This is a genomic window from Bradyrhizobium sp. 930_D9_N1_4 (genome assembly GCF_052076015.1).
Taxonomy (GTDB): Bacteria; Pseudomonadota; Alphaproteobacteria; order Rhizobiales; family Xanthobacteraceae; genus Bradyrhizobium.
Genome location: NZ_CP197236.1, coordinates 5,550,645 through 5,568,223 on the forward strand (window position 1 = coordinate 5,550,645; position 17,579 = coordinate 5,568,223).

Below are 17,579 nucleotides of genomic sequence, written 5' to 3' on the forward strand. Positions count from 1 at the left end.
CGTTTTCATGGACGTTCCCCTTTTTCATCCGTCTGAATTCTTGTTTTGAATTCTTGTCGTTGTCCCGTCGTCCGCCCCTCGGCGAATGCGGCCTCTCGTGACGCGGGCATGTCCCGCACGTCCATCATCCCGGCTGCACGCCACCTACCTTTCCGATGAAATTTCCGGCAACGCTGAGCGAGCCGTCAGCGAGCGCGAGCGGCAGCGCTGCGAGCCGCCGCGGCGCCGGCCCGAACACGACCTGCGCGCCCGCGCGGGGATCGTATTCGGAATTGTGGCACATGCACTTGAACACATCCTTTTCGCCGACGTCGCTTTTGACCCACGCGGTGACGGGACAGCCGGCATGCGAGCAGATCGCCGAATAAGCGAGGATGCCGTCGACGGCGCGCTCGCGGGTTTTCTCGTCGAGCTCGGCCGGGTCGAGACGAATGATCAGGATTTCGTTGAGGCGAGAAGCGCTGCGCACGACCGATGTCTTCGGATCTTTCGGCCAGGCTTGCACTGGCGGTCCGCCCCTCGGTATGTCGGCGGACGTGATCAGCTTGCCTTCCTGATCGCCCTCGGAGAAGACAAGTACATCGCCCTTCTGCGGCCGCTCGTCGGAGCCGGGCGGATCTTCGCCCGCGCGCGCTTGCGTGAAGCAACCGAGACAGGCGGTGCTGGCGAGCGCACCGAGCAGCAGCGTTCGCCGCGTCTGCTCCGTGCCCGCGTCAATTTCAGGCTCCGCGGTGCTCTCGGACGATGAAGATGTGGTGTTGATTGATGCGCGCGACATGCACAGTAGCAGGCGCTGGAACTCTGCCGAAAAAAAGGCGGAGAATTGGCGCCGCAGTGCATCAATATGGCTATGCTCGTATTGATTGAATACGAATGAAACTATTCAACGCGTTTTCGCGATTTCAACGTCCTGCCGCGCGATCAGCATGATGATTTTGCAGATCAGACCGATGATGTTGGAATTGGTGCAGCGCGCTGGCGTTCACGCAATGCAACCTCGCAGCGATACAACTGCACGTTTCGTAGGCAGACCAGTCGTCAGGACCGCAACACGTGGCGCGGCGCGGCGATGCGCCCCGCGACCGTCGCCGACGCCATCTCGAAGCTGTCGGCGATGCGACGCGCCTTGTCGATGAAGAGACCAGCTGCCGGCGGCGGGCAGACTTCGCGCGCGGTCTGCTCGAACAAATCGAGCCAGCGGTCGAAATGGTCACCGACCAGACTGAGCGGGATGTGTGCCCGCATCGGCGAGCCATGATACCGGCCGCTCATCAGCACGACCGACGACCAGAAATCCCTAAGCTTGGCGAGATGATCGTCCCAATTCTGCACGATTCCGAAGACCGGCCCGAGCAATGCATCCTCGCGCACGCGCCCGTAGAAGCGGGTCACGAGTTCCCCGATCATCTCCTCGGTGATCCCCGTGCGCTCGATCGCATCCTGGGTCAGCAGGTTCCGCCGCATGGCCGCCGCCTCGCGCTCAGCCTTCAGTCGATCCGACATGTCCTTCGTTGTCCGTTATGTTGTTCTCGCAAGCCGCCCGTTCGACATTGTCGGGCCAATTGCGCGCGGCGTCTTTGGCGCAGCGCAAATTGCGAGAAAGGCAGCGGGCGTCGAGCGCCCGCCGCTGGCACCTCGATCAGGCGCCGTAAGTGTAAAAGCCCTGCCCGGTCTTGCGGCCGAGATGGCCGGCATCGACCATTTCCCTGAGCAAGGGAGCCGGACGATATTTGGGGTCGTTGAAGCCTTTGTAAAAGACCTCCATCACCGACAGCATGGTGTCCAGCCCGACCAGATCGGCCAGCGCCAGCGGTCCGATCGGGTGATTGCAACCGAGCTTCATGCCGGCATCGATCTCTTCCGCGGTCGCGATCCCCTCCTGGAGCGCGAAGATCGCCTCGTTGATCATCGGGCAGAGGATGCGGTTGACGGCGAAGCCCGGGCTGTTCTTGGCGGTGATCGCCACCTTGCCGACGCGTTTTGCAAAATCGAGCGCCTTGGCGTGAGTGTCGTCGGAGGTCTGCAGGCCACGGATGAGCTCCAGCAGCGCCATCACCGGGACCGGGTTGAAGAAGTGCATGCCGATAAAGCGGTCGGGACGGTCAGTCGCGGCGGCGAGCTTCGTGATCGAGATCGAGGAGGTGTTGGTCGCGAGCAGCGTGCGCGGCGACAGCGTAGCGCAGAGATCCTTCAGGATCTTGACCTTGAGCTCCTCGTTCTCGGTCGCGGCTTCGATGACGAGGTCGCAATCGACAAGCTTGGCGCGATCGGTCGTGCCGGTGATGCGCTTGAGCGTCGCATCGCGGTCCGCCCCTGACATCTTTTCCTTCTTGACCAGGCGCTCGAGGCTGCCGCCGACAGTGGCGACACCGCGGTTCACCGCTGCATCGGAAATGTCGACCATCACGACCGGGAGCCCGGATGCGGCACAAATCTGCGCAATGCCGTTACCCATGGTCCCTGCCCCGATGATGCCAACGGTCTGGATCATTGCCTCTTGTCCTTTATCCTTGCGGGGGGCGCCCTGGCGGCCCCACCCCATTGTTCCTGCATCAGGGTTTAGCACCGCCCGGGGGCAGCTGCGACCTGATCCTGCCCCTTCCTTAAAGCATCCGAGACGGGAATAAAGCCGCGATTCGGTCGCGAAGCGGCATGATATGACTGCTTCGCGGCGGATTTTGCTTTTCGTCCCGCCCTCGCAAGCGCCGGGAGCGCGGGAAAGGTCGGGCGCCATTCCAGCTGGAACTTTGCGCAGTTCGAGGGCGTTTAGCTGGCCGACAGACCCTCACTCGGCCGGCTGGAGGCTCCGCTATTTTTTCCGACGACGATGACATCGATCACCGTGACCTCAGGAGTCCGACAACCCCCTGGATCACGAGCGGCGGGCCCGAGGTTCGCCCCGTCACCGGAAGCTTCACCTGCGACGTCCTGGTCATCGGAGCCGGCATCACAGGCGCCATGGTCGCCGAGAGATTTACCCGCCGCGGGCGCGAGGTCGTCATCATCGACCGTGAAACGCCCGGCCATGGCAGCACCGGCGCGAGCACCGCGATGCTGCTCTGGGAAATCGATCGCCCGTTGTCCGAGCTGACGCAAGCCTACGGATTCGAACGCGCCGCGCGCAGCTATATCGCGAGCCTGCGGGCCGTCCAGGGCCTGCTGTCGTTGACGCGCCACCATCGCATCCCCTGCCAGCTCAGAGATCGTTCCTCGCTCTACCTTGCGGTTGGAGACAGCGAACGATCCCTGCGGGAAGAGTTTGATCTGAGGTCGCGCGCCGACTTGCCGGGCATGTTTCTCGACCACCCCTCCCTGCTTCGCCGGTTCGAAATTGCGCGCGCGGGCGCAATTCTCTCGCCGGGCGCTGCCGATGCCGATCCGGTTCGGCTTGCCCATGGTCTCCTCAAAGTCGCCGTTGGGCGCGGGGCGACGGTGCTGCAAGGCGACGCGGCGGCATTTGACAGCGCCGGCGCCAAGGTCGTCGTCGGACTGACGAGCGGCCACGAGATCGAGGCAAACCGGGTCGTGTTGTGTACCGGTTACGTCATGCCTGACATCGTGCGTCCGACCATCCAGCGGCCGACGTCGAGCTGGGCGATCGCCACCGAGCCGCAGCCCCAGAACCTGTGGCCCGAAGACGCGCTGATCTGGGAAGCGAGCCACGACTATCACTACGCCCGCACCACGTCCGACGGCCGCATCATTTTCGGCGGAGAGGATGACGATTCCGCCATCGAACCCCAGGCGCGCGAGGCTCTCACGTCCGCCAAGCGGGAACGACTGAGGCAAAAACTCGGAGCGCTTTGGCCGCGGTCCTCGGGCAAGATCGATTATTGCTGGTCCGGGGCGTTCGACACCACGCAGGATGGTCTCCCGCTCATCGGTGCCGTGCCCGGTCAGAAGAACATTCTTGCCGCCTATGGCTATGGTGGTAACGGCATCACATTCAGCTACCTGGCTGCTGAACTGCTTGCGACGCTCTGCTGCGGCGGAAGCTCCATCCTGCTCGACGACTTTGCCATCGACCGGGAGGCGTGAGGCATCGGGCCGAACGACGACGTTACGCAGCGCACGAAGATCAACGGCCGATCGGGCGTCCCGCAGAGCAGACGGCACTTCAATCATCGAGATGCATGGACATGGACGACAATGCGTCGCCAGTGGCCGCGCATTCCCGGGACCACTCCATTGCATTTTGTGAGATGGACCACATAGGCACGGCATTCGGGCTGCTAGCGTCGCGCCCATGAACAAACACATCAAGCTGCCCATCATCCTCACCGCCCTGCTCGTCGCCACGCAAAGCCTGGCCACCGAGATCAAGGGAGCCGGCTCAACTTTCGTTTCGCCCGTGATGGCGAAATGGATCGACGCGTACAAGACCAAGACTGGAAACGCCGTCAGCTACGAGGCCGTCGGCTCCAGCAACGGCGTCGGCCTGATCAAGAAAGACGCCGTCGATTTCGGCGCGAGCGACATGCCGCTCGATCCCCGCGAGTTGGACAGGCTCGGCCTGATGCAATTCCCGATCGTGATCGGCGGCGTCGTTCCCGTGGTCAATATCGCCGGCGTCAAGCCCGGCCAGATCCATTTCACTGGGCCCGTGCTCGCCGACATCTATCTCGGCAAGCTGAAATTCTGGAACGATCCGGCCATTCGCGCCATCAACCCTGACATCAGGCTGCCGAACACGGCGATCACGGTGGTCCACCGCGTCGATGGATCCGGCACGACGTTCAACTGGTCGAACTATCTCTCGAAGATCAGCACGCAGTGGAAGACCAGCGTCGGCGAAGGCACCTCGGTCGAATGGCCGCTTGGCCTCGGCGGCAAGGGCAATGACGGCGTCGCATCGCTCGTCAGCCTCGTTCCCGGCGCGATCGGCTATCTCGAATACGCCTACGCACTGCAACGCCTCGACAAGATTTCGTTCGGCGTGGTGCAGAACAGCGCCGGCCATTTCGTCGTCCCCGACGCGGCCTCGTTCCAGGCCGCAGCCTCGAGCGCGGACTGGAAGGCGGAGAAGGATTTCCATCTCGTGCTCACCAACGCGCCCGGCGAGGACGCCTATCCGATCACGGCGACGACCTTCGTGCTGATGCCGAAGGCGCCGAAATCGACGGAAAGGTCGGCCGCCGCAATCGACTTCATTCGCTGGTCACTGGAGAACGGAAGATCGCAGGCCGCGACGCTCAACTACGTGCCGCTGCCGACCACCCTGATCGATCAGATCGAGCGCTACTGGCAGCAAGGCATCGAGGCTGCACCCACGGTCCCGGTCTCGGCCGACGTCAAGCGCTGAGGCCTGGAGCAGAAATCAGGCCGCACGCGACGATCCGCTCCCGGCACGAGGCGAACGGTTCGCCGGTGCCCCTCCAAAGGGCTACCCGGATCCTTCTGGAAATCCTGCTGTGAATCGTGATTTAGTCGGCGGGAGGCCTGTTGCCGGCTCGCCGCGGCGAGACGAAGCGAGGGTCGATGAGAGGCAGCCTAGCCGCTGCCGCCCCCGAGGATTTCGAATGGACGTGATCATCTACCACAATCCCGAATGCGGCACGTCGCGCACCACCCTCGCCACGATCCGCAACGCGGGCATCGAGCCGCACGTCATCGAATATCTGAAGACGCCGCCGTCGCGCGCGGTGTTGCAGCAGCTCATCGCGCGCATGAGAATTTCCGTGCGCGAAGCGGTTCGTGAAAAGGCGGCGCCCTATGCGGAGCTCGGCCTCGACAACCCCGCCCTGACCGACGATCAGCTCCTCGACGCCATGATGGCGCATCCGATCCTGATCGCCCGGCCGATCGTGGTGACGCCGAAGGGCGTCCGGCTCTGCCGCCCCTCCGAGCTGGTGCTCGATCTCTTGCCGGCACAACAGCGCCAGGCCGGATGAACGATTTCGCGCGATCCATCGGCGCGGCTTTCACGCTGATTGGCGAAGCCGATGCCGAGCTGCTCGGCATCGTCGCGCTGTCGGTGCGTGTCAGCCTGACTGCGAGCATCGTCGCGCTGCTGATCGGCGCACCGATAGGCGCCCTGCTTGCGATCACCCGCTTCCGCGGGCGGCAAATCATCATCGTTCTGACCAATGCACTGCTCGGCCTTCCGCCGGTCGTGGTAGGCCTCGCCCTCTATCTTCTGCTGTCGCGGTCCGGGCCGCTCGGTGCGGCGGGACTGCTGTTCACGTCGGCGGCCATGGTGATCGCACAAACGCTGCTCGCGACCCCGATCGTGGTCGCACTGGTGCACCGGCCGGCGAGCCTGCTGTGGGCGGAGTATGGTGACCTCGCGCGAATCGACGGGCTGTCGACGCTGCGCAGCATCGGCCTGCTGCTGGCGCTCGGCCGGACCTCGCTGCTGACGGCCTTTCTCGCGGCGTTCGGGCGCGCGATCGCCGAGGTCGGCGCCATCCTCATCGTCGGCGGCAACATCCGCGGCTTTACGCGCACGATGACGACCGCCATCGCGCTGGAGACCAGCAAGGGCGACCTGCCGCTGGCGCTCGGGCTCGGGCTGATTCTGCTCGTGCTCAGCGTCGCGGTGTCGACCGTCGCCTTCCTGCTAGTGGGACGCGTTGGGGAAAAATAGCTGTTCGCCGCCGACCTTGTAGCCGGCGATCGCATCCTGCCCCTTCGGCGAGACCAGCCAGTCGATGAAGGCCTGCCCGTCCTTCGCCTTCACGTTGGCATGCGTCGCCGGATTCACCAGCATGACGCCATACTGGTTGAACAGCCGCTTGTCGCCCTCGGTCAGGATGGCGAGTTCGCCCCGGTTCTTGAACGACAACCACGTGCCGCGATCCGACAGAAGATAGGCATTCGACGACGAGGCCATGTTCAGCGCCGGGCCCATGCCCTGGCCGATCTCGCGGTACCAGCTGTCCTTGCCGCCGGTGATATCGACACCGGCTTCCTTCCACAATCTCAACTCCGCCGCATGCGTGCCGGACTTGTCGCCGCGCGAGATGAACGGCGCCTTTGCCGCCGCGATCTTGCGCAGCGCATCCGTGACGTCCTTGCTGCCGGCGATTGTCGCGGGATCGCTCTTCGGGCCAACGATGATGAAGTCGTTGTACATGACGTCGAAGCGCTTCACGCCCTGCCCTTCGGACATGAACTTGTCCTCGGCCGGCCTGTCATGGACGAACACCACGTCGGCATCGCCGCGCCGCCCGATGTCGAGCGCCTGGCCGGTGCCGACGGCAACGACCTTTACCTCGATGCCCTCGGCTTTCGCAAACAGCGGCAGCAGGTAACCGAACAGGCCCGACTGTTCCGTCGACGTCGTCGAGGCCACCGTGATGGTGCGAACTTGCGCATATGCGCATGTCGACCAGGCCAGAACCGCTGCGATGGCGGCAAGCTTCCTCATTGTATCGTCCTCACTCCCCAGACGCCTCAGATTACGCGGGGAGGAAGACGCTGGGAAGCTCGACGTTCGGCGTGGCCATCATGGGAGTGCGATCACATAGACAATGGATGGCGTGCCGCCGGGTCACGACGATTGCAGCTTCTCGATGATAGCGGTCACCTCGTCCAGCTGGGCCCGGGCCGTCGCCAGAAGATCGAGCAGATCCCGGGCCAACTGTGCCGATCCGGCTGCGGCAGCCTGATCGATCACGCCCAGGCCATCGGTGAGACGCGAGATGATTTGCACGAGTTCGTCGCGGCGCGCCTGAAGGTCCGCAAGCGTTGCGTCGAAGCGCTCGTCGAGCCGGGCGCCTTGCAACGAGCGGATCGGAACGATCCTGTCGTCGGGAGGATCGGACATGCGAGTTCTTCGCGTTTCGGTCCCGCCCATTCTAGGCGCGACGTCCCCTCCCCCGGCGGCGGTGCTTTGTCGCATCGGGGCTCCCGGGACGGTGTGTCGCGCATTGCAAGGAATGAAAGATAGGACGCGGCCGGCCGCGGCGTCGCCCTTGCACGCGTCCGGACATGCGCGGATGTTCTGCAATTGGTCCCACCTACATTGACTGGATGTGGCGGCCGGGGCAGTTTTTTGCATTGCTGGCGAATCAGCGATTGCCTCACGCCGAGTACCTCTTGGACAACTCCCTGTGCTTTCGAGACTGATATCGTTGCTGCACCGCATTCCTGCGGTGAAATGGGCGTTCACCCGGCTTCGGCCCCTGCCGCGAAGCAGCAGCATCGACGATGCTGTACGCGCCGCAGAAGGCTCCATCGTCGCCGACATCGCAGAAACCGCGCCGGCTCGCGACAGTACCATCAGAACCAATCCGTCGCATCGCGACGCGGACATCGAGGTCGCAAGCGAGCCGCTTGATGCTCCTGAACTCGTCATCAGCCGCGATCCGCCGGCGAAACTCACGATGAACGTCGAACCCTTCGTCTTGAACGAGACACCTGTTTCGTCTGTCGAAGCCGAGGGCGCGCTGGGTGATACTCCCGAACTCATCGGCAGCGATCGGCCTGCGGAACTGCTGGCGAGCGTCGAATCCTTTGTCGTGGAAGAGCCGCCAGTCTCGTCTGTCGAGGTCGAGAGCGCGCCGATCGATATTCCCGAACCCGTCGTTGACAGCACGCCATCCCCCGAGCTCCCGGCAGACGTCGGGCCGGCTGTCGCGGAGGAGGCGCCGGCCTCGTTGATCGAAATCGACGTCGCTCGGGTGGATGCACCTGTTCTCGTCGTCCACGACGATCCCGCCGTTGAAATTGTCGGGGATGTCGAGCCCGTTGTCGCGGACGATTTGTGTATCGCACTTGCCGACACTGAAGTCTCCGCGATTGAAGCCCTTGAGGGCTCCGTCGACAGCGCTTCCGCCCCCAGCGTCGCGGCGGAGATCGAGCCGATCCCCGTCAACGATCCGGTTCCTGTCGCGGCGAACGCCGCGGAGCCGGTCCCCGCGACTGCCGCCCCAAAGATTTCCACCGCGCCGAAGGCTCGCGCGAAGATCGTGGAACCGGCCGATCGCGCCACGCTGATCCGGCAACGCTGGGCGGAGACCGGGATCCGGATGTGGAATCCGCGGCTTCACGGCACCGGCGACGCGACGCTGAACATCCAGGGACGCATCGAACTGCTGCCGCCCGAGTCCGGCGAGACCATGCCGCGCTACGACAAGCTCGAGTTCAAGATGCTCGGCGGACAGATCGTCTGCGAAGGCGTCATTGTCGAAGCACCCGTGTCGGCGGGCCAGCGCAGCTTCACCCGCCTTGCGGAGCCCTTAAGGGCCGCCCGCGAGCCGGTACGGGAACGCCAGGCCGCGCTCGCCTGACCCTTTCCATCTGCGGCGATGCTCGCCATATGCTAGGCTGAAATCCTGGATATGGGAGATCGCATGTCCACATCATTGCAACTGGTCCTGATCACCATCCTCTGCACCTGCATCTCGCAAGGGGCCCCTGCCGCGTCCAGCAAACGGCCGCATCATGCACCCGCCGCAGATCGCACCGCGCCCACCAAGGCCGACCGGCTCTCCTCCTCGCGCGGCGAGACGATCCTCAACACGCCCGGCCAGACCACCGTGCTGACGCGAGAGGTCCTCGACGACATGAACGCAAGGAGCCTCCGGGACGCCATGCGCTCGACCGCCGGGGTGACGATCGGGCGCTAGGCGCTCTGCTCCGATTGCGCCCTCAGGGGATCGGATAGCCCTTCCAGACCCACTCCAGGGCCGACGGCAGCGTTTGTGCAATCGTGGGCCGGTCGACGTGCTTGGCGTTGCGCACGAATAGGAACTGGTAGTGGTAGCCCTTCTCCGCCAGAACCTTGGCCGTCAACGCGTTCGACAGGGTCCAGTCGTGCATGCCGTCGGGAATCGTGGGGTTCGGATAGAACAGATCCTGATCTCCCCCGAAGAACCAGAAGCGGATCGGCTTCACCGGCGCGGCAACGATCAGCGGCACACCGGGCGGCTCGGCCGGCGTCAGCACGCCCGCCTTGGAGATAAGGTTGGGACCGGCCGGCCCCGTCCATGCGCTGTGATATTCCCAGGCGCCGCCACGCAACGAGGGATCGTGCGGCCATTGCTGGTTGACCATGGTCGGCGAGAACGCCAGCACCCGATGATAGAGATCGGGATAGAACCACGCCATGGTGAAGGCAGCCACGCCGCTTGAGCTCAGCCCCATGGTCGCGCGCCCGTCGGGATTTTTGGTCAGTTTGACGTCGGCATTCCTCTCGACCAGCGGCAGCACCTCGCGCTCGACGAACTGGGCGTAGTCACCTGACACCGCATCATATTCGCGGCCGCGCTGGCTGCCTTGCGCATCCTGGCCGCCATTGCCGATCTGGATCGCGATCATCGGCGGCACGCGGCGCTGCGCGATCAGATTATCCAGCGTGGTCGGGAGATCCTTATAGGCGTTGGAACCGCCGTCGCCGACCACGATGAACGGCGCCTCGGTGCCGCGCACATATTGTGCCGGCACATAGACATCGATCGTGCGCGACCAGACGCCAGGGTGGCTCGTGGTGACGATCATGTGTGACTTGTCATCAGGTGCGGTGACGATCGTCATGATCGACGAATTGCTGCAGCCGGCGACGTCGTCGCGGATCAGGCCGGGATTGTAGACCGTGCTGTCCTTTGACGACAGCGTAAAGGATTTTGTCGTGCCGCGCGGCACGCCCTCCTTCGCGATCGTCTCAGGTGCTGGATTGTGCGTGGGACCGATGATGAAATTGCCTTCGGCGCCCGGCGGCGGCAGCGTGCCGTCAGGCAGCTCGGTCGCACGCGGATAGTTGGCGCTTGAGGGATCGCGCGTCGGCGGCGCCGTCTTGAAGTCGAGCCCGGTCGTATCGATGAAGAACGGCGCAGCCTTGTCGGTGGTGTTGGCGCCTGGCGGCACGGCCATGTTCTGGGTGACGCAGGCCGGTTGCGCGGTGGCGGTCGAAATGAAGGAGACGACGGAAATCAACGTCCCTGCGAGGACGGAGAATAAATTGGTCATTTCAGCTCCCGGTATCCGACGAGTCTTGCTGGCTCGTCTTGACGCGAAGTATGGCGGGCCGCCCGCATGCGGTCAAACAGCAAGCGGCCGCGTTGCCGCTATGGCCGCCATGCTCAAACCGGACAGACACCGTTATTCCCCGCATGCCACGCAGTATTTCAGGGCCCGAGGCGGTTGCTGCCGTACCCTTCACGACGTAGCTTGCGCGCAGGCCGCGCCGCGCCAAAATCGCGTCCGGTCAAAACGACAAGAACAACTCGGGAGGCAAACTATGAAAAAGCTCGCGGCCGCGCTGTGCGCGTTGATGCTGTTCGGAACAGCGGCACAGGCGCAGACCATCAAGGACTTCCTCGCAGCGGTGATGCAGAAATGGACGGCGCCGTTTGAGCCGTTCCAGCTGATCGGCAATATCTATTATGTCGGCACCGAAGGCATCGCCGTCTACGTCATCAAGACATCGCAGGGCCTGATCCTGATGGACACCGCGATGCCCCAGTCGACCGGCATGATCAAGGACAACATCGCCAAGCTCGGCCTCAAGGTCGCCGACATCAAGATCATCCTCAACACGCACGCGCATCTCGACCACACCGGCGGCTTTGCCGAGATCAAGAAGGAAACCGGTGCACAGCTCATCGCCGGTGAGCGCGACAAGCCCCTGCTCGAAGGCGGCTACTATCCGGGCGACGAGAAGAACGAGGACCTCACCTTCCCCGCGGTGAAGGTCGACCGCACGGTGAAGGAAGGCGACAAGGTCACGCTCGGCGACACCACCCTGACGGCGCATGCGACGCCCGGCCATTCACCCGGCTGCACCAGTTGGGAGATGACCGCAAAGGACGGCAACCAGGATCGCAGCGTGCTGTTCTTCTGTAGCGGTACAGTGGCACTGAACCGGCTGGTCGGACAACCGACCCATCCCGGCATCGTCGACGACTACCGTGCGACCTACGCCAAAGTGAAGGCGATGAAGGTCGATGTACTGCTCGGGCCGCATCCGGAAGTGTATGGCATGCAGGCCAAGCGCGCACAGCAGATCAAGGACGGCTCGCCAAACCCGTTCGTCAAGCCGGGCGAAAACGCGACCTATGTCGCCACGCTCTCTGAGGACTTCGACAAGCAGCTCGCGAAGCAGACCGCTGCAATCGAGAAGAAATAGTGCTCATCAAAAGCCCTGCACCTCTCCTCGTATGAAGGAGGGGTGCAGCTTGCACCCTCAGAGGTGCGGCAATACGTTGCGCTGGTGCTATGGTTAGCGGGGCGTAGCTACGTCGCTGGGCGGCTTTTGCAGCCGATACGAGGGCTTCTGCTGCGGCTTATCCTTAACACCGCCTCACCAATGCACGCGACCGGGGGCGTCCGCGGGTACGCGCAACCTGCGGCGCGGCGTTCGATCTAACGCCCCCTTTACCCGAGCCATGCAAGATCGCCCCGTTTCGAAGGAAATCCAGGGCTCGTATTGCAATGCCTGTCGTCAATTTGAAGTCTCGTCTCGCTGCCGTAACGGGCCTATTCCGCGTGCCGGCCGACAATCCGGAGCTGATGCGTGCGCAGTTCGACGCCTTCTCCAAACAGATCCCGCTGCTCTACTTCATCCTGATCACCAACACGATCGCGGTAGCCTATACCTATGTGCCGTTGGCACCGGCGTCGCTGAGCATGATCGTGCCAGGCGCCTTGATCGCGGTGACGGGCTTTCGCACATTCTGGTGGCTGCGCCAGCGTCATGTCGTGCGCAACGACGCCGACATCGCACGCAATCTGCGCCTGACCAACTGGATCGCGGCACCGATCGCGGCAGGCTTCACGGTTTGGTCATTCGCCCTGTATCCCTATGGCGATCCCTTCGCCAAGAGTCAGGTTGCCTTCTACATGGCGGTGACCGTGATCGGCTGCATTTTCAGCCTGATGCATCTGCGTTCGGCCGCGCTGATCGTCACCCTCGTCGTCGACGTTCCCTATGTGCTGTTCTACTTCGCCACCGGCGAACCGACGCTGGAGGCGATGGCCATCAACAATCTGCTGGTCACCGGCGCGATGGTGACGGTGCTGTTCATCTACTATCGCGACTTCGCCGATCTCGTCTCCAGCCGCAAGTCGCTGCTGGCCCAGCAGGCAGCAACGCAAGCGCTTTCGGACGAGAACTTCCGCCTGGCCAACCTCGATTCCCTCACCGAACTGCCGAACCGTCGCCGCTTCTTCGCCGAGCTGTCGAGCGCTTTCGCTGACGCCGAGCGCAGAGGCGTTCGCGTCGCGGTCGGCATCATCGACCTCGACGGCTTCAAGCCGATCAACGACAATTACGGCCACTCGGTCGGCGATCGCGTCCTGATTGAAGCCGGACGACGCATCCGCGAAGTCTGCGAGGGCTTCGGCCCGCAGCGGGTGGAATTTGCCCGGCTCGGCGGCGACGAGTTCGGTCTCGTCGTATGCGGCGATCCTGATCATGCGGATCTGGCACGGCTCGGCGAACGCATCGGCGAACAGGTCAAGCTGCCCTACCAGCTCGACACCGCCCATACGGGTCTGTCCTGCTCGATCGGCTTTGCGCTGTTCCCGCACTCCGCGTCGACGTCGGAAGCGCTCTATGAATGCGCGGACTATTCGCTCTATCACGCCAAGCGCCATCTGCGCGGCCGCACCGTGATCTTCTCGAGCGAGCTCGAGGCCGAGATCCGCAGCCGCGGCGTCATCGAGAATCTGTTGCGGACCTCCGATTTCGGCGCCGAGATGGAGCTGGTGTTCCAGCCGATCGTGGACGCCATGAGCGAGCACACCGCAGGCTTCGAGACGCTGGCGCGCTGGCACAGCCCCCGCCTCGGCTGGGTGTCTCCCGCCGATTTCATTCCGGCCGCCGAGCGCATCGGCCTGATCCGACCGCTGACACAGGCGCTGCTCGCGCGCGCGCTCGCAACCGCCAGGACCTGGCCCGATCACATCCGCCTGTCGTTCAACCTCTCCGCCCACGACGTCTGCGCGGCCGAGGGCATCTTGCCGCTGATCTCGATCATCGAGAAGAGCGGCCTGCCGCCGCACCGGATCGATTTCGAGATCACCGAGACCGCCGTCACCTTCGATTTCGCGCGCGCGCAGCAGTCGATCGCAACGCTGAAGGCCATGGGCTGCGGCATTTCGCTGGACGATTTCGGCACCGGCTATTCCTCGCTGAGCCACGTGCACCGGCTGCCGCTCGACAAGATCAAGGTCGATCGCAGCTTCGTCGCCGACATCAATGAAAACCCGGTGAGTCACAAGATCATCAAGTCTCTCGCCGGCCTGTGCGACGACATGGGGTTCGCCTGCGTCGCCGAGGGCGTCGAAACCCGCGCCCAACTCGACAGCCTGCGCCGCCTGGGATGCGACTTCATCCAGGGCTACTACTTCGCAAAGCCGATGTCGGGCGATGCGATCGGCGACTATCTCGCAAAGGAAGGCCAGCGCCTTGGCGGCGCCGGAGCCAAGGTCGTGGCCTGAGATAGACGCTCGCAGCGAGCATGTCACGCTGATGAGTTGAAGCAAGGCCTGTCAACCGACCAGTTCACATGCGTCGAAACGCCCATGGCACGCGGGTATGCCATGTCGGCGCTTGTCAGCGCGGCGGAAACGCGCGATACTCAATTTCAAGGGGAAAGATACTAGAGATACAACTTTTTGATCTTTGGCTTTCAACTGGGCGCGGCGGCAAACACGGTTGTGAGTTGGCAATCGGGAGGCAGGCATGTCGTCCAATGCGTCGTTCCCGGCAGGGCATCAAGCCCCGCCGCATTCCGACTGCGCCATTTCGCAGGAATCACGCCCGCCCGCCGAGGCGGACGGTAGCGGCTCCCCTCCCATCCGCCTTTTCATCCTCAGCGACGTGCGTTTGCTCCGCGAGGGTCTCGGTTCCTGCCTTGCACGGCAGGAATGCTTACGCATCGCCGGAAACGGCGATCTGACGACCGCGCCTGAGCAGGTCGCGGGCAGCGGCGCGCAGGTGCTGCTGGCAGACATTGCGACGCCACAAGGCTTGCAGCAGTCAGCAGCCTGCCGCGCCCTCGCGCCGGCGTTGAAGGTCGTTGCCATCGCGGTCGCCGAGGCCGAGCAGGATATCCTGGCCTGCGCGGAGGCCGGCGTGTCCGGTTTCGTGTTGCGCGATGGTTCGATCGACGACGTCGTCGCTGCCGTCCATAACGCGATGCGCGACGAGCTCGTATGCTCGCCCAAGGTCGCCGCGGCTCTGTTCGGCAGGCTCGCGCTGCTTTCCGCGCGGACCACCGCGCGAGAGCCCGCCGCCGGCGTCGATACGCTGACACCACGCGAGCACGAGATCATTCGCTTCGTCGGCGAAGGGCTGTCGAACAAGGAGATCGCGCGCGCCTTGCGCATCCGCAATTCGACCGTGAAGAACCATATGCACAACGTGCTCAGCAAATTGCAGATTCGCCGACGCGGCGAGATCAGCAAGCATCTGCACGCGGTGGGCGCGCCGGCTTTCACACCTTCGCGGGTCCAGACCCGCTAGACCTTTCGGCCTAGATCCTCTGTACCGGCAACACGCGCGAAACCCGCGCGTCGCGCCGCATTGTCCACCTTTCTGCGTCCGCATCGTATCGACGCCGCGCGCATGGTCCGGATCATCGCCTCCATCCTCGCTGAACCCTTTGGCTCAATCGCGCCGTCGCGCCTCGTGCAAGGCTCGCCGCAAAGGTGGCCATTGCGACAGAGACGCATCCTCATTGCAGGGTTTCCGAGGCTGATGACCGATATTCTCGAGCACGTCGTCGCAAATGATCCGGCATTGTCCGTGGTCGGGACGAGCGACGGTGACAACCTCGCGACGGAGGCCCGCCGCACCCGCGCCGATGTTCTCGTGGTGGCGCAGAAGGCCCCGGACGAGCGCGACAGCCTTGCGAGTCTTCTGTACAGCCGGCCGCGGATGAAGGTCGTGACCATCGTCACAAGCGGCGATAGCGGCGCGCTCTACGAGCTGCGGCCGCACCGCACGGTCATCACCGAGATCACGACGCAATCCCTGTCGGATGCCATTCGCGATCCACCCGGCCCGAGGCGCAGGCCGCGTCAACGGCGCGTGCGTCGGCGGGGCAAGACCATCGCCGCGATCTGATCGAGCGAAGCAGACCGCCAAATCACAGGAGCCGACATGCCCTCAGCCTTACTGCAGCCCGGCGTCTATATCGAGGAGATCCCCAGCGGCGTGCGCTCGATCTCGGGCGTGGCGACATCGATCGCGCTGTTCATCGGCTGGGCACCGCGCGGCCCGGTCGAGCGCGCCGTGCGCATCTCGAGCTTCGCCGACTATGAGCGGACCTTCGGCGGGCTCGACCGCCGCGCCTTTCTCGGCTACGCCGTACGCCAGTTCTTCGACAATGGCGGCAGTGACGCCTACATCGTCCGGATCGCGCTGTTCAATTCGGGAACGCCTGCCAACGACGCGAAGACCGCCGCGTGCGCGATCAACGATCTCGGTATTCAGGCCAGCTCGCCGGGCCTGTGGGCCAATTCCTATAGCGTCAAGTTGACGTTGCGTGCCGACGACAGCACGCGCTTCCGGCTCGACGTCATCGGTCCGGCTCCGAGCACCAACATCGTGGAGACGTTCCAGGATCTGTCGATGAACAAGACCGATCCACGCTGGGCACCGAGCGTCGTCAACGGCCGCTCCGCGTTCATGGACAAGCTGACCACGGCATCGGCGACGGTGCCGACTGCGGCCACGAAGCCATTCACGGGTGGGCTCGACGGCACGGTGCTCCTCGCCAATGACGGCCCGTTCGTCAGCGCCATCGATCCGCTGTTCGCGACCGGCGGCATCGTCGATCGCATCGATCTGTTCAACTTGGTCTGCGTTCCCGGGCTGACCAACGTCAACGCAACGACCCAGGGGGCGCTTGCCAAGCTACAGCAGCGCTGCCACGCCCGGCGTGCCTTCCTGATCGTCGACAGCCTCCAGAACGAGACGGTCGCCAACATGAGTGGCAGCGCAGGCGAAGCAGGCCTGACGGGCTCGGACGGCAATTTCTCGGCGATGTACTACCCGTGGGTGATGCAGGCCGATCCGCTGCAATCCGGTGTCGTCCGCGACTTTCCGCCTTGCGGCTTCGCCGCCGGAATCTATGCCCGAACCGACGCCTCGCGCGGGGTCTGGAAGGCACCGGCCGGCACCGATGCGAGCGTCAATGGCGGCGCCGGCTTCGCACTGACCTTGAGCGATGCCGAGAACGGTCAGCTCAATCCGATCGGCGTCAACTGCCTGCGCACGCTGCCGGTCTACGGCAACGTGGTCTGGGGCGCTCGCACGCTGCATGGCCAGAACGACCGCGGCTCGGAATGGAAATACGTCCCGGTGCGACGCATGGCGCTGTTCCTGGAGGAAAGCCTCTATCGTGGCACGCAATGGGTGGTGTTCGAGCCCAATGACGAACCGCTCTGGGCACAGATCAGACTCAACATCGGCGCCTTCATGCAGGGGCTGTTCCGGCAGGGCGCGTTCCAGGGCCGCTCGCCGCGCGAGGCCTATTTCGTCAAATGCGACCGCGAGAGCACGACGCAGGCCGACATCAATCTCGGCATCGTCAACATCATCGTCGGCTTCGCCCCGCTGAAACCCGCCGAGTTCGTCGTCATCAAGATCCAGCAGATCGCAGGCGACATCCCAACCTGAGGCACAG

17 protein-coding genes are annotated in these 17,579 nt (G+C 64.0%); 11 read left to right on the forward strand and 6 right to left on the reverse strand.

The genetic code is table 11. The features are described from left to right. Window positions 1–124: 124 nt before the first annotated feature. From AB7532_RS26530 to AB7532_RS26540, 3 genes are all read right to left on the reverse strand, one after another. Window positions 125–778 (reverse strand): ubiquinol-cytochrome c reductase iron-sulfur subunit, encoded by a 654-nt coding sequence (locus AB7532_RS26530; RefSeq protein ID WP_441237638.1) that lies wholly within the window; start codon window positions 776–778, stop codon window positions 125–127. 260 nt (window positions 779–1,038) lie between these two features. Continuing rightward, window positions 1,039–1,503, reverse strand: a complete 465-nt coding sequence (locus AB7532_RS26535) for a group III truncated hemoglobin (RefSeq protein ID WP_441237639.1) — start codon at window positions 1,501–1,503, stop codon at window positions 1,039–1,041. Between the two features lie 136 nt (window positions 1,504–1,639). After that, window positions 1,640–2,491 (reverse strand): 3-hydroxybutyryl-CoA dehydrogenase, encoded by an 852-nt coding sequence (locus tag AB7532_RS26540; RefSeq protein ID WP_441237640.1) that lies wholly within the window; start codon window positions 2,489–2,491, stop codon window positions 1,640–1,642. 443 nt (window positions 2,492–2,934) lie between these two features. On the opposite strand from AB7532_RS26540, the gene AB7532_RS26545 reads away from it, so the two are divergent. From AB7532_RS26545 to AB7532_RS26560, 4 genes are all read left to right on the forward strand, one after another. Continuing rightward, window positions 2,935–4,038 (forward strand): NAD(P)/FAD-dependent oxidoreductase, encoded by a 1,104-nt coding sequence (locus AB7532_RS26545; RefSeq protein WP_441239358.1) that lies wholly within the window; start codon window positions 2,935–2,937, stop codon window positions 4,036–4,038. 208 nt (window positions 4,039–4,246) lie between these two features. Continuing rightward, complete coding sequence (pstS, locus tag AB7532_RS26550) at window positions 4,247–5,302, forward strand: phosphate ABC transporter substrate-binding protein PstS (protein WP_441237641.1); 1,056 nt, start codon at window positions 4,247–4,249, stop codon at window positions 5,300–5,302. A 217-nt stretch (window positions 5,303–5,519) separates the two neighbouring features. Beyond that, window positions 5,520–5,891: an arsenate reductase (glutaredoxin) gene (gene arsC / locus AB7532_RS26555; protein ID WP_441237642.1), complete on the forward strand. Its 372-nt coding sequence runs from the start codon at window positions 5,520–5,522 to the stop codon at window positions 5,889–5,891. Then, window positions 5,888–6,586 (forward strand): ABC transporter permease, encoded by a 699-nt coding sequence (locus tag AB7532_RS26560; protein WP_441237643.1) that lies wholly within the window; start codon window positions 5,888–5,890, stop codon window positions 6,584–6,586. The genes arsC and AB7532_RS26560 overlap by 4 nt, the downstream gene beginning before the upstream one ends. Here AB7532_RS26560 and AB7532_RS26565 read toward each other — a convergent pair. Next, on the reverse strand, window positions 6,560–7,369 hold the full coding sequence (locus tag AB7532_RS26565) for a substrate-binding domain-containing protein (protein WP_441237644.1): 810 nt from the start codon (window positions 7,367–7,369) through the stop codon (window positions 6,560–6,562). The genes AB7532_RS26560 and AB7532_RS26565 overlap by 27 nt on opposite strands. A gap of 123 nt (window positions 7,370–7,492) precedes the next feature. Beyond that, window positions 7,493–7,768 carry a hypothetical protein gene (locus AB7532_RS26570; RefSeq protein WP_441237645.1) on the reverse strand — a complete coding sequence of 92 codons (276 nt, stop codon included), beginning with the start codon at window positions 7,766–7,768 and terminating at the stop codon, window positions 7,493–7,495. 307 nt (window positions 7,769–8,075) lie between these two features. Here AB7532_RS26570 and AB7532_RS26575 point away from each other — a divergent pair, with 307 nt between their 5' ends. Beyond that, entirely contained in the window at window positions 8,076–9,233 is a 1,158-nt protein-coding gene (locus tag AB7532_RS26575) for a hypothetical protein (protein WP_441237646.1), read from the forward strand. 51 nt (window positions 9,234–9,284) lie between these two features. Then, window positions 9,285–9,572 (forward strand): TonB-dependent receptor plug domain-containing protein, encoded by a 288-nt coding sequence (locus tag AB7532_RS26580; protein ID WP_441237647.1) that lies wholly within the window; start codon window positions 9,285–9,287, stop codon window positions 9,570–9,572. A 22-nt stretch (window positions 9,573–9,594) separates the two neighbouring features. Here the strand turns inward: AB7532_RS26580 and AB7532_RS26585 are convergent, their stop codons facing one another. Further along, window positions 9,595–10,911: an alpha/beta hydrolase gene (locus AB7532_RS26585; protein ID WP_441237648.1), complete on the reverse strand. Its 1,317-nt coding sequence runs from the start codon at window positions 10,909–10,911 to the stop codon at window positions 9,595–9,597. A gap of 271 nt (window positions 10,912–11,182) precedes the next feature. On the opposite strand from AB7532_RS26585, the gene blaBJP reads away from it, so the two are divergent. The 5 genes from blaBJP (at window position 11,183) to AB7532_RS26610 (ending at window position 17,572) form a co-directional block, all read left to right on the forward strand. Then, window positions 11,183–12,070, forward strand: coding sequence for a BJP family subclass B3 metallo-beta-lactamase (gene blaBJP / locus AB7532_RS26590; RefSeq protein WP_441237649.1), 888 nt, complete (start codon window positions 11,183–11,185; stop codon window positions 12,068–12,070). A gap of 305 nt (window positions 12,071–12,375) precedes the next feature. Next, the gene (locus AB7532_RS26595) at window positions 12,376–14,385 is read left to right on the forward strand and encodes a putative bifunctional diguanylate cyclase/phosphodiesterase (RefSeq protein WP_441237650.1); all 2,010 of its coding nucleotides are present in this window, start codon (window positions 12,376–12,378) and stop codon (window positions 14,383–14,385) included. A 244-nt stretch (window positions 14,386–14,629) separates the two neighbouring features. Next, a complete protein-coding gene (locus tag AB7532_RS26600; RefSeq protein ID WP_441237651.1) occupies window positions 14,630–15,412 on the forward strand; it encodes a LuxR C-terminal-related transcriptional regulator in 783 nt (260 codons plus the stop codon). Between the two features lie 102 nt (window positions 15,413–15,514). Further along, the gene (locus tag AB7532_RS26605; protein WP_441237652.1) at window positions 15,515–16,015 is read left to right on the forward strand and encodes a hypothetical protein; all 501 of its coding nucleotides are present in this window, start codon (window positions 15,515–15,517) and stop codon (window positions 16,013–16,015) included. Between the two features lie 36 nt (window positions 16,016–16,051). Then, window positions 16,052–17,572, forward strand: coding sequence for a phage tail sheath family protein (locus tag AB7532_RS26610; RefSeq protein ID WP_441237653.1), 1,521 nt, complete (start codon window positions 16,052–16,054; stop codon window positions 17,570–17,572). Window positions 17,573–17,579 lie beyond the last annotated feature (7 nt).

What these genes read in the sequence shown, in the direction of transcription:
- AB7532_RS26530 (WP_441237638.1), bottom strand. Translation starts at nt 778, where the DNA reads ATGTCGCGCGCATCAATCAACACCACATCTTCATCGTCCGAGAGCACC.
- AB7532_RS26535 (WP_441237639.1), bottom strand. Translation starts at nt 1,503, where the DNA reads ATGTCGGATCGACTGAAGGCTGAGCGCGAGGCGGCGGCCATGCGGCGG.
- AB7532_RS26540 (WP_441237640.1), bottom strand. Translation starts at nt 2,491, where the DNA reads ATGATCCAGACCGTTGGCATCATCGGGGCAGGGACCATGGGTAACGGC.
- pstS (WP_441237641.1), top strand. Translation starts at nt 4,247, where the DNA reads ATGAACAAACACATCAAGCTGCCCATCATCCTCACCGCCCTGCTCGTC.
- arsC (WP_441237642.1), top strand. Translation starts at nt 5,520, where the DNA reads ATGGACGTGATCATCTACCACAATCCCGAATGCGGCACGTCGCGCACC.
- AB7532_RS26560 (WP_441237643.1), top strand. Translation starts at nt 5,888, where the DNA reads ATGAACGATTTCGCGCGATCCATCGGCGCGGCTTTCACGCTGATTGGC.
- AB7532_RS26565 (WP_441237644.1), bottom strand. Translation starts at nt 7,369, where the DNA reads ATGAGGAAGCTTGCCGCCATCGCAGCGGTTCTGGCCTGGTCGACATGC.
- AB7532_RS26570 (WP_441237645.1), bottom strand. Translation starts at nt 7,768, where the DNA reads ATGTCCGATCCTCCCGACGACAGGATCGTTCCGATCCGCTCGTTGCAA.
- AB7532_RS26580 (WP_441237647.1), top strand. Translation starts at nt 9,285, where the DNA reads ATGGGAGATCGCATGTCCACATCATTGCAACTGGTCCTGATCACCATC.
- AB7532_RS26585 (WP_441237648.1), bottom strand. Translation starts at nt 10,911, where the DNA reads ATGACCAATTTATTCTCCGTCCTCGCAGGGACGTTGATTTCCGTCGTC.
- blaBJP (WP_441237649.1), top strand. Translation starts at nt 11,183, where the DNA reads ATGAAAAAGCTCGCGGCCGCGCTGTGCGCGTTGATGCTGTTCGGAACA.
- AB7532_RS26595 (WP_441237650.1), top strand. Translation starts at nt 12,376, where the DNA reads ATGCCTGTCGTCAATTTGAAGTCTCGTCTCGCTGCCGTAACGGGCCTA.
- AB7532_RS26600 (WP_441237651.1), top strand. Translation starts at nt 14,630, where the DNA reads ATGTCGTCCAATGCGTCGTTCCCGGCAGGGCATCAAGCCCCGCCGCAT.
- AB7532_RS26605 (WP_441237652.1), top strand. Translation starts at nt 15,515, where the DNA reads ATGGTCCGGATCATCGCCTCCATCCTCGCTGAACCCTTTGGCTCAATC.
- AB7532_RS26610 (WP_441237653.1), top strand. Translation starts at nt 16,052, where the DNA reads ATGCCCTCAGCCTTACTGCAGCCCGGCGTCTATATCGAGGAGATCCCC.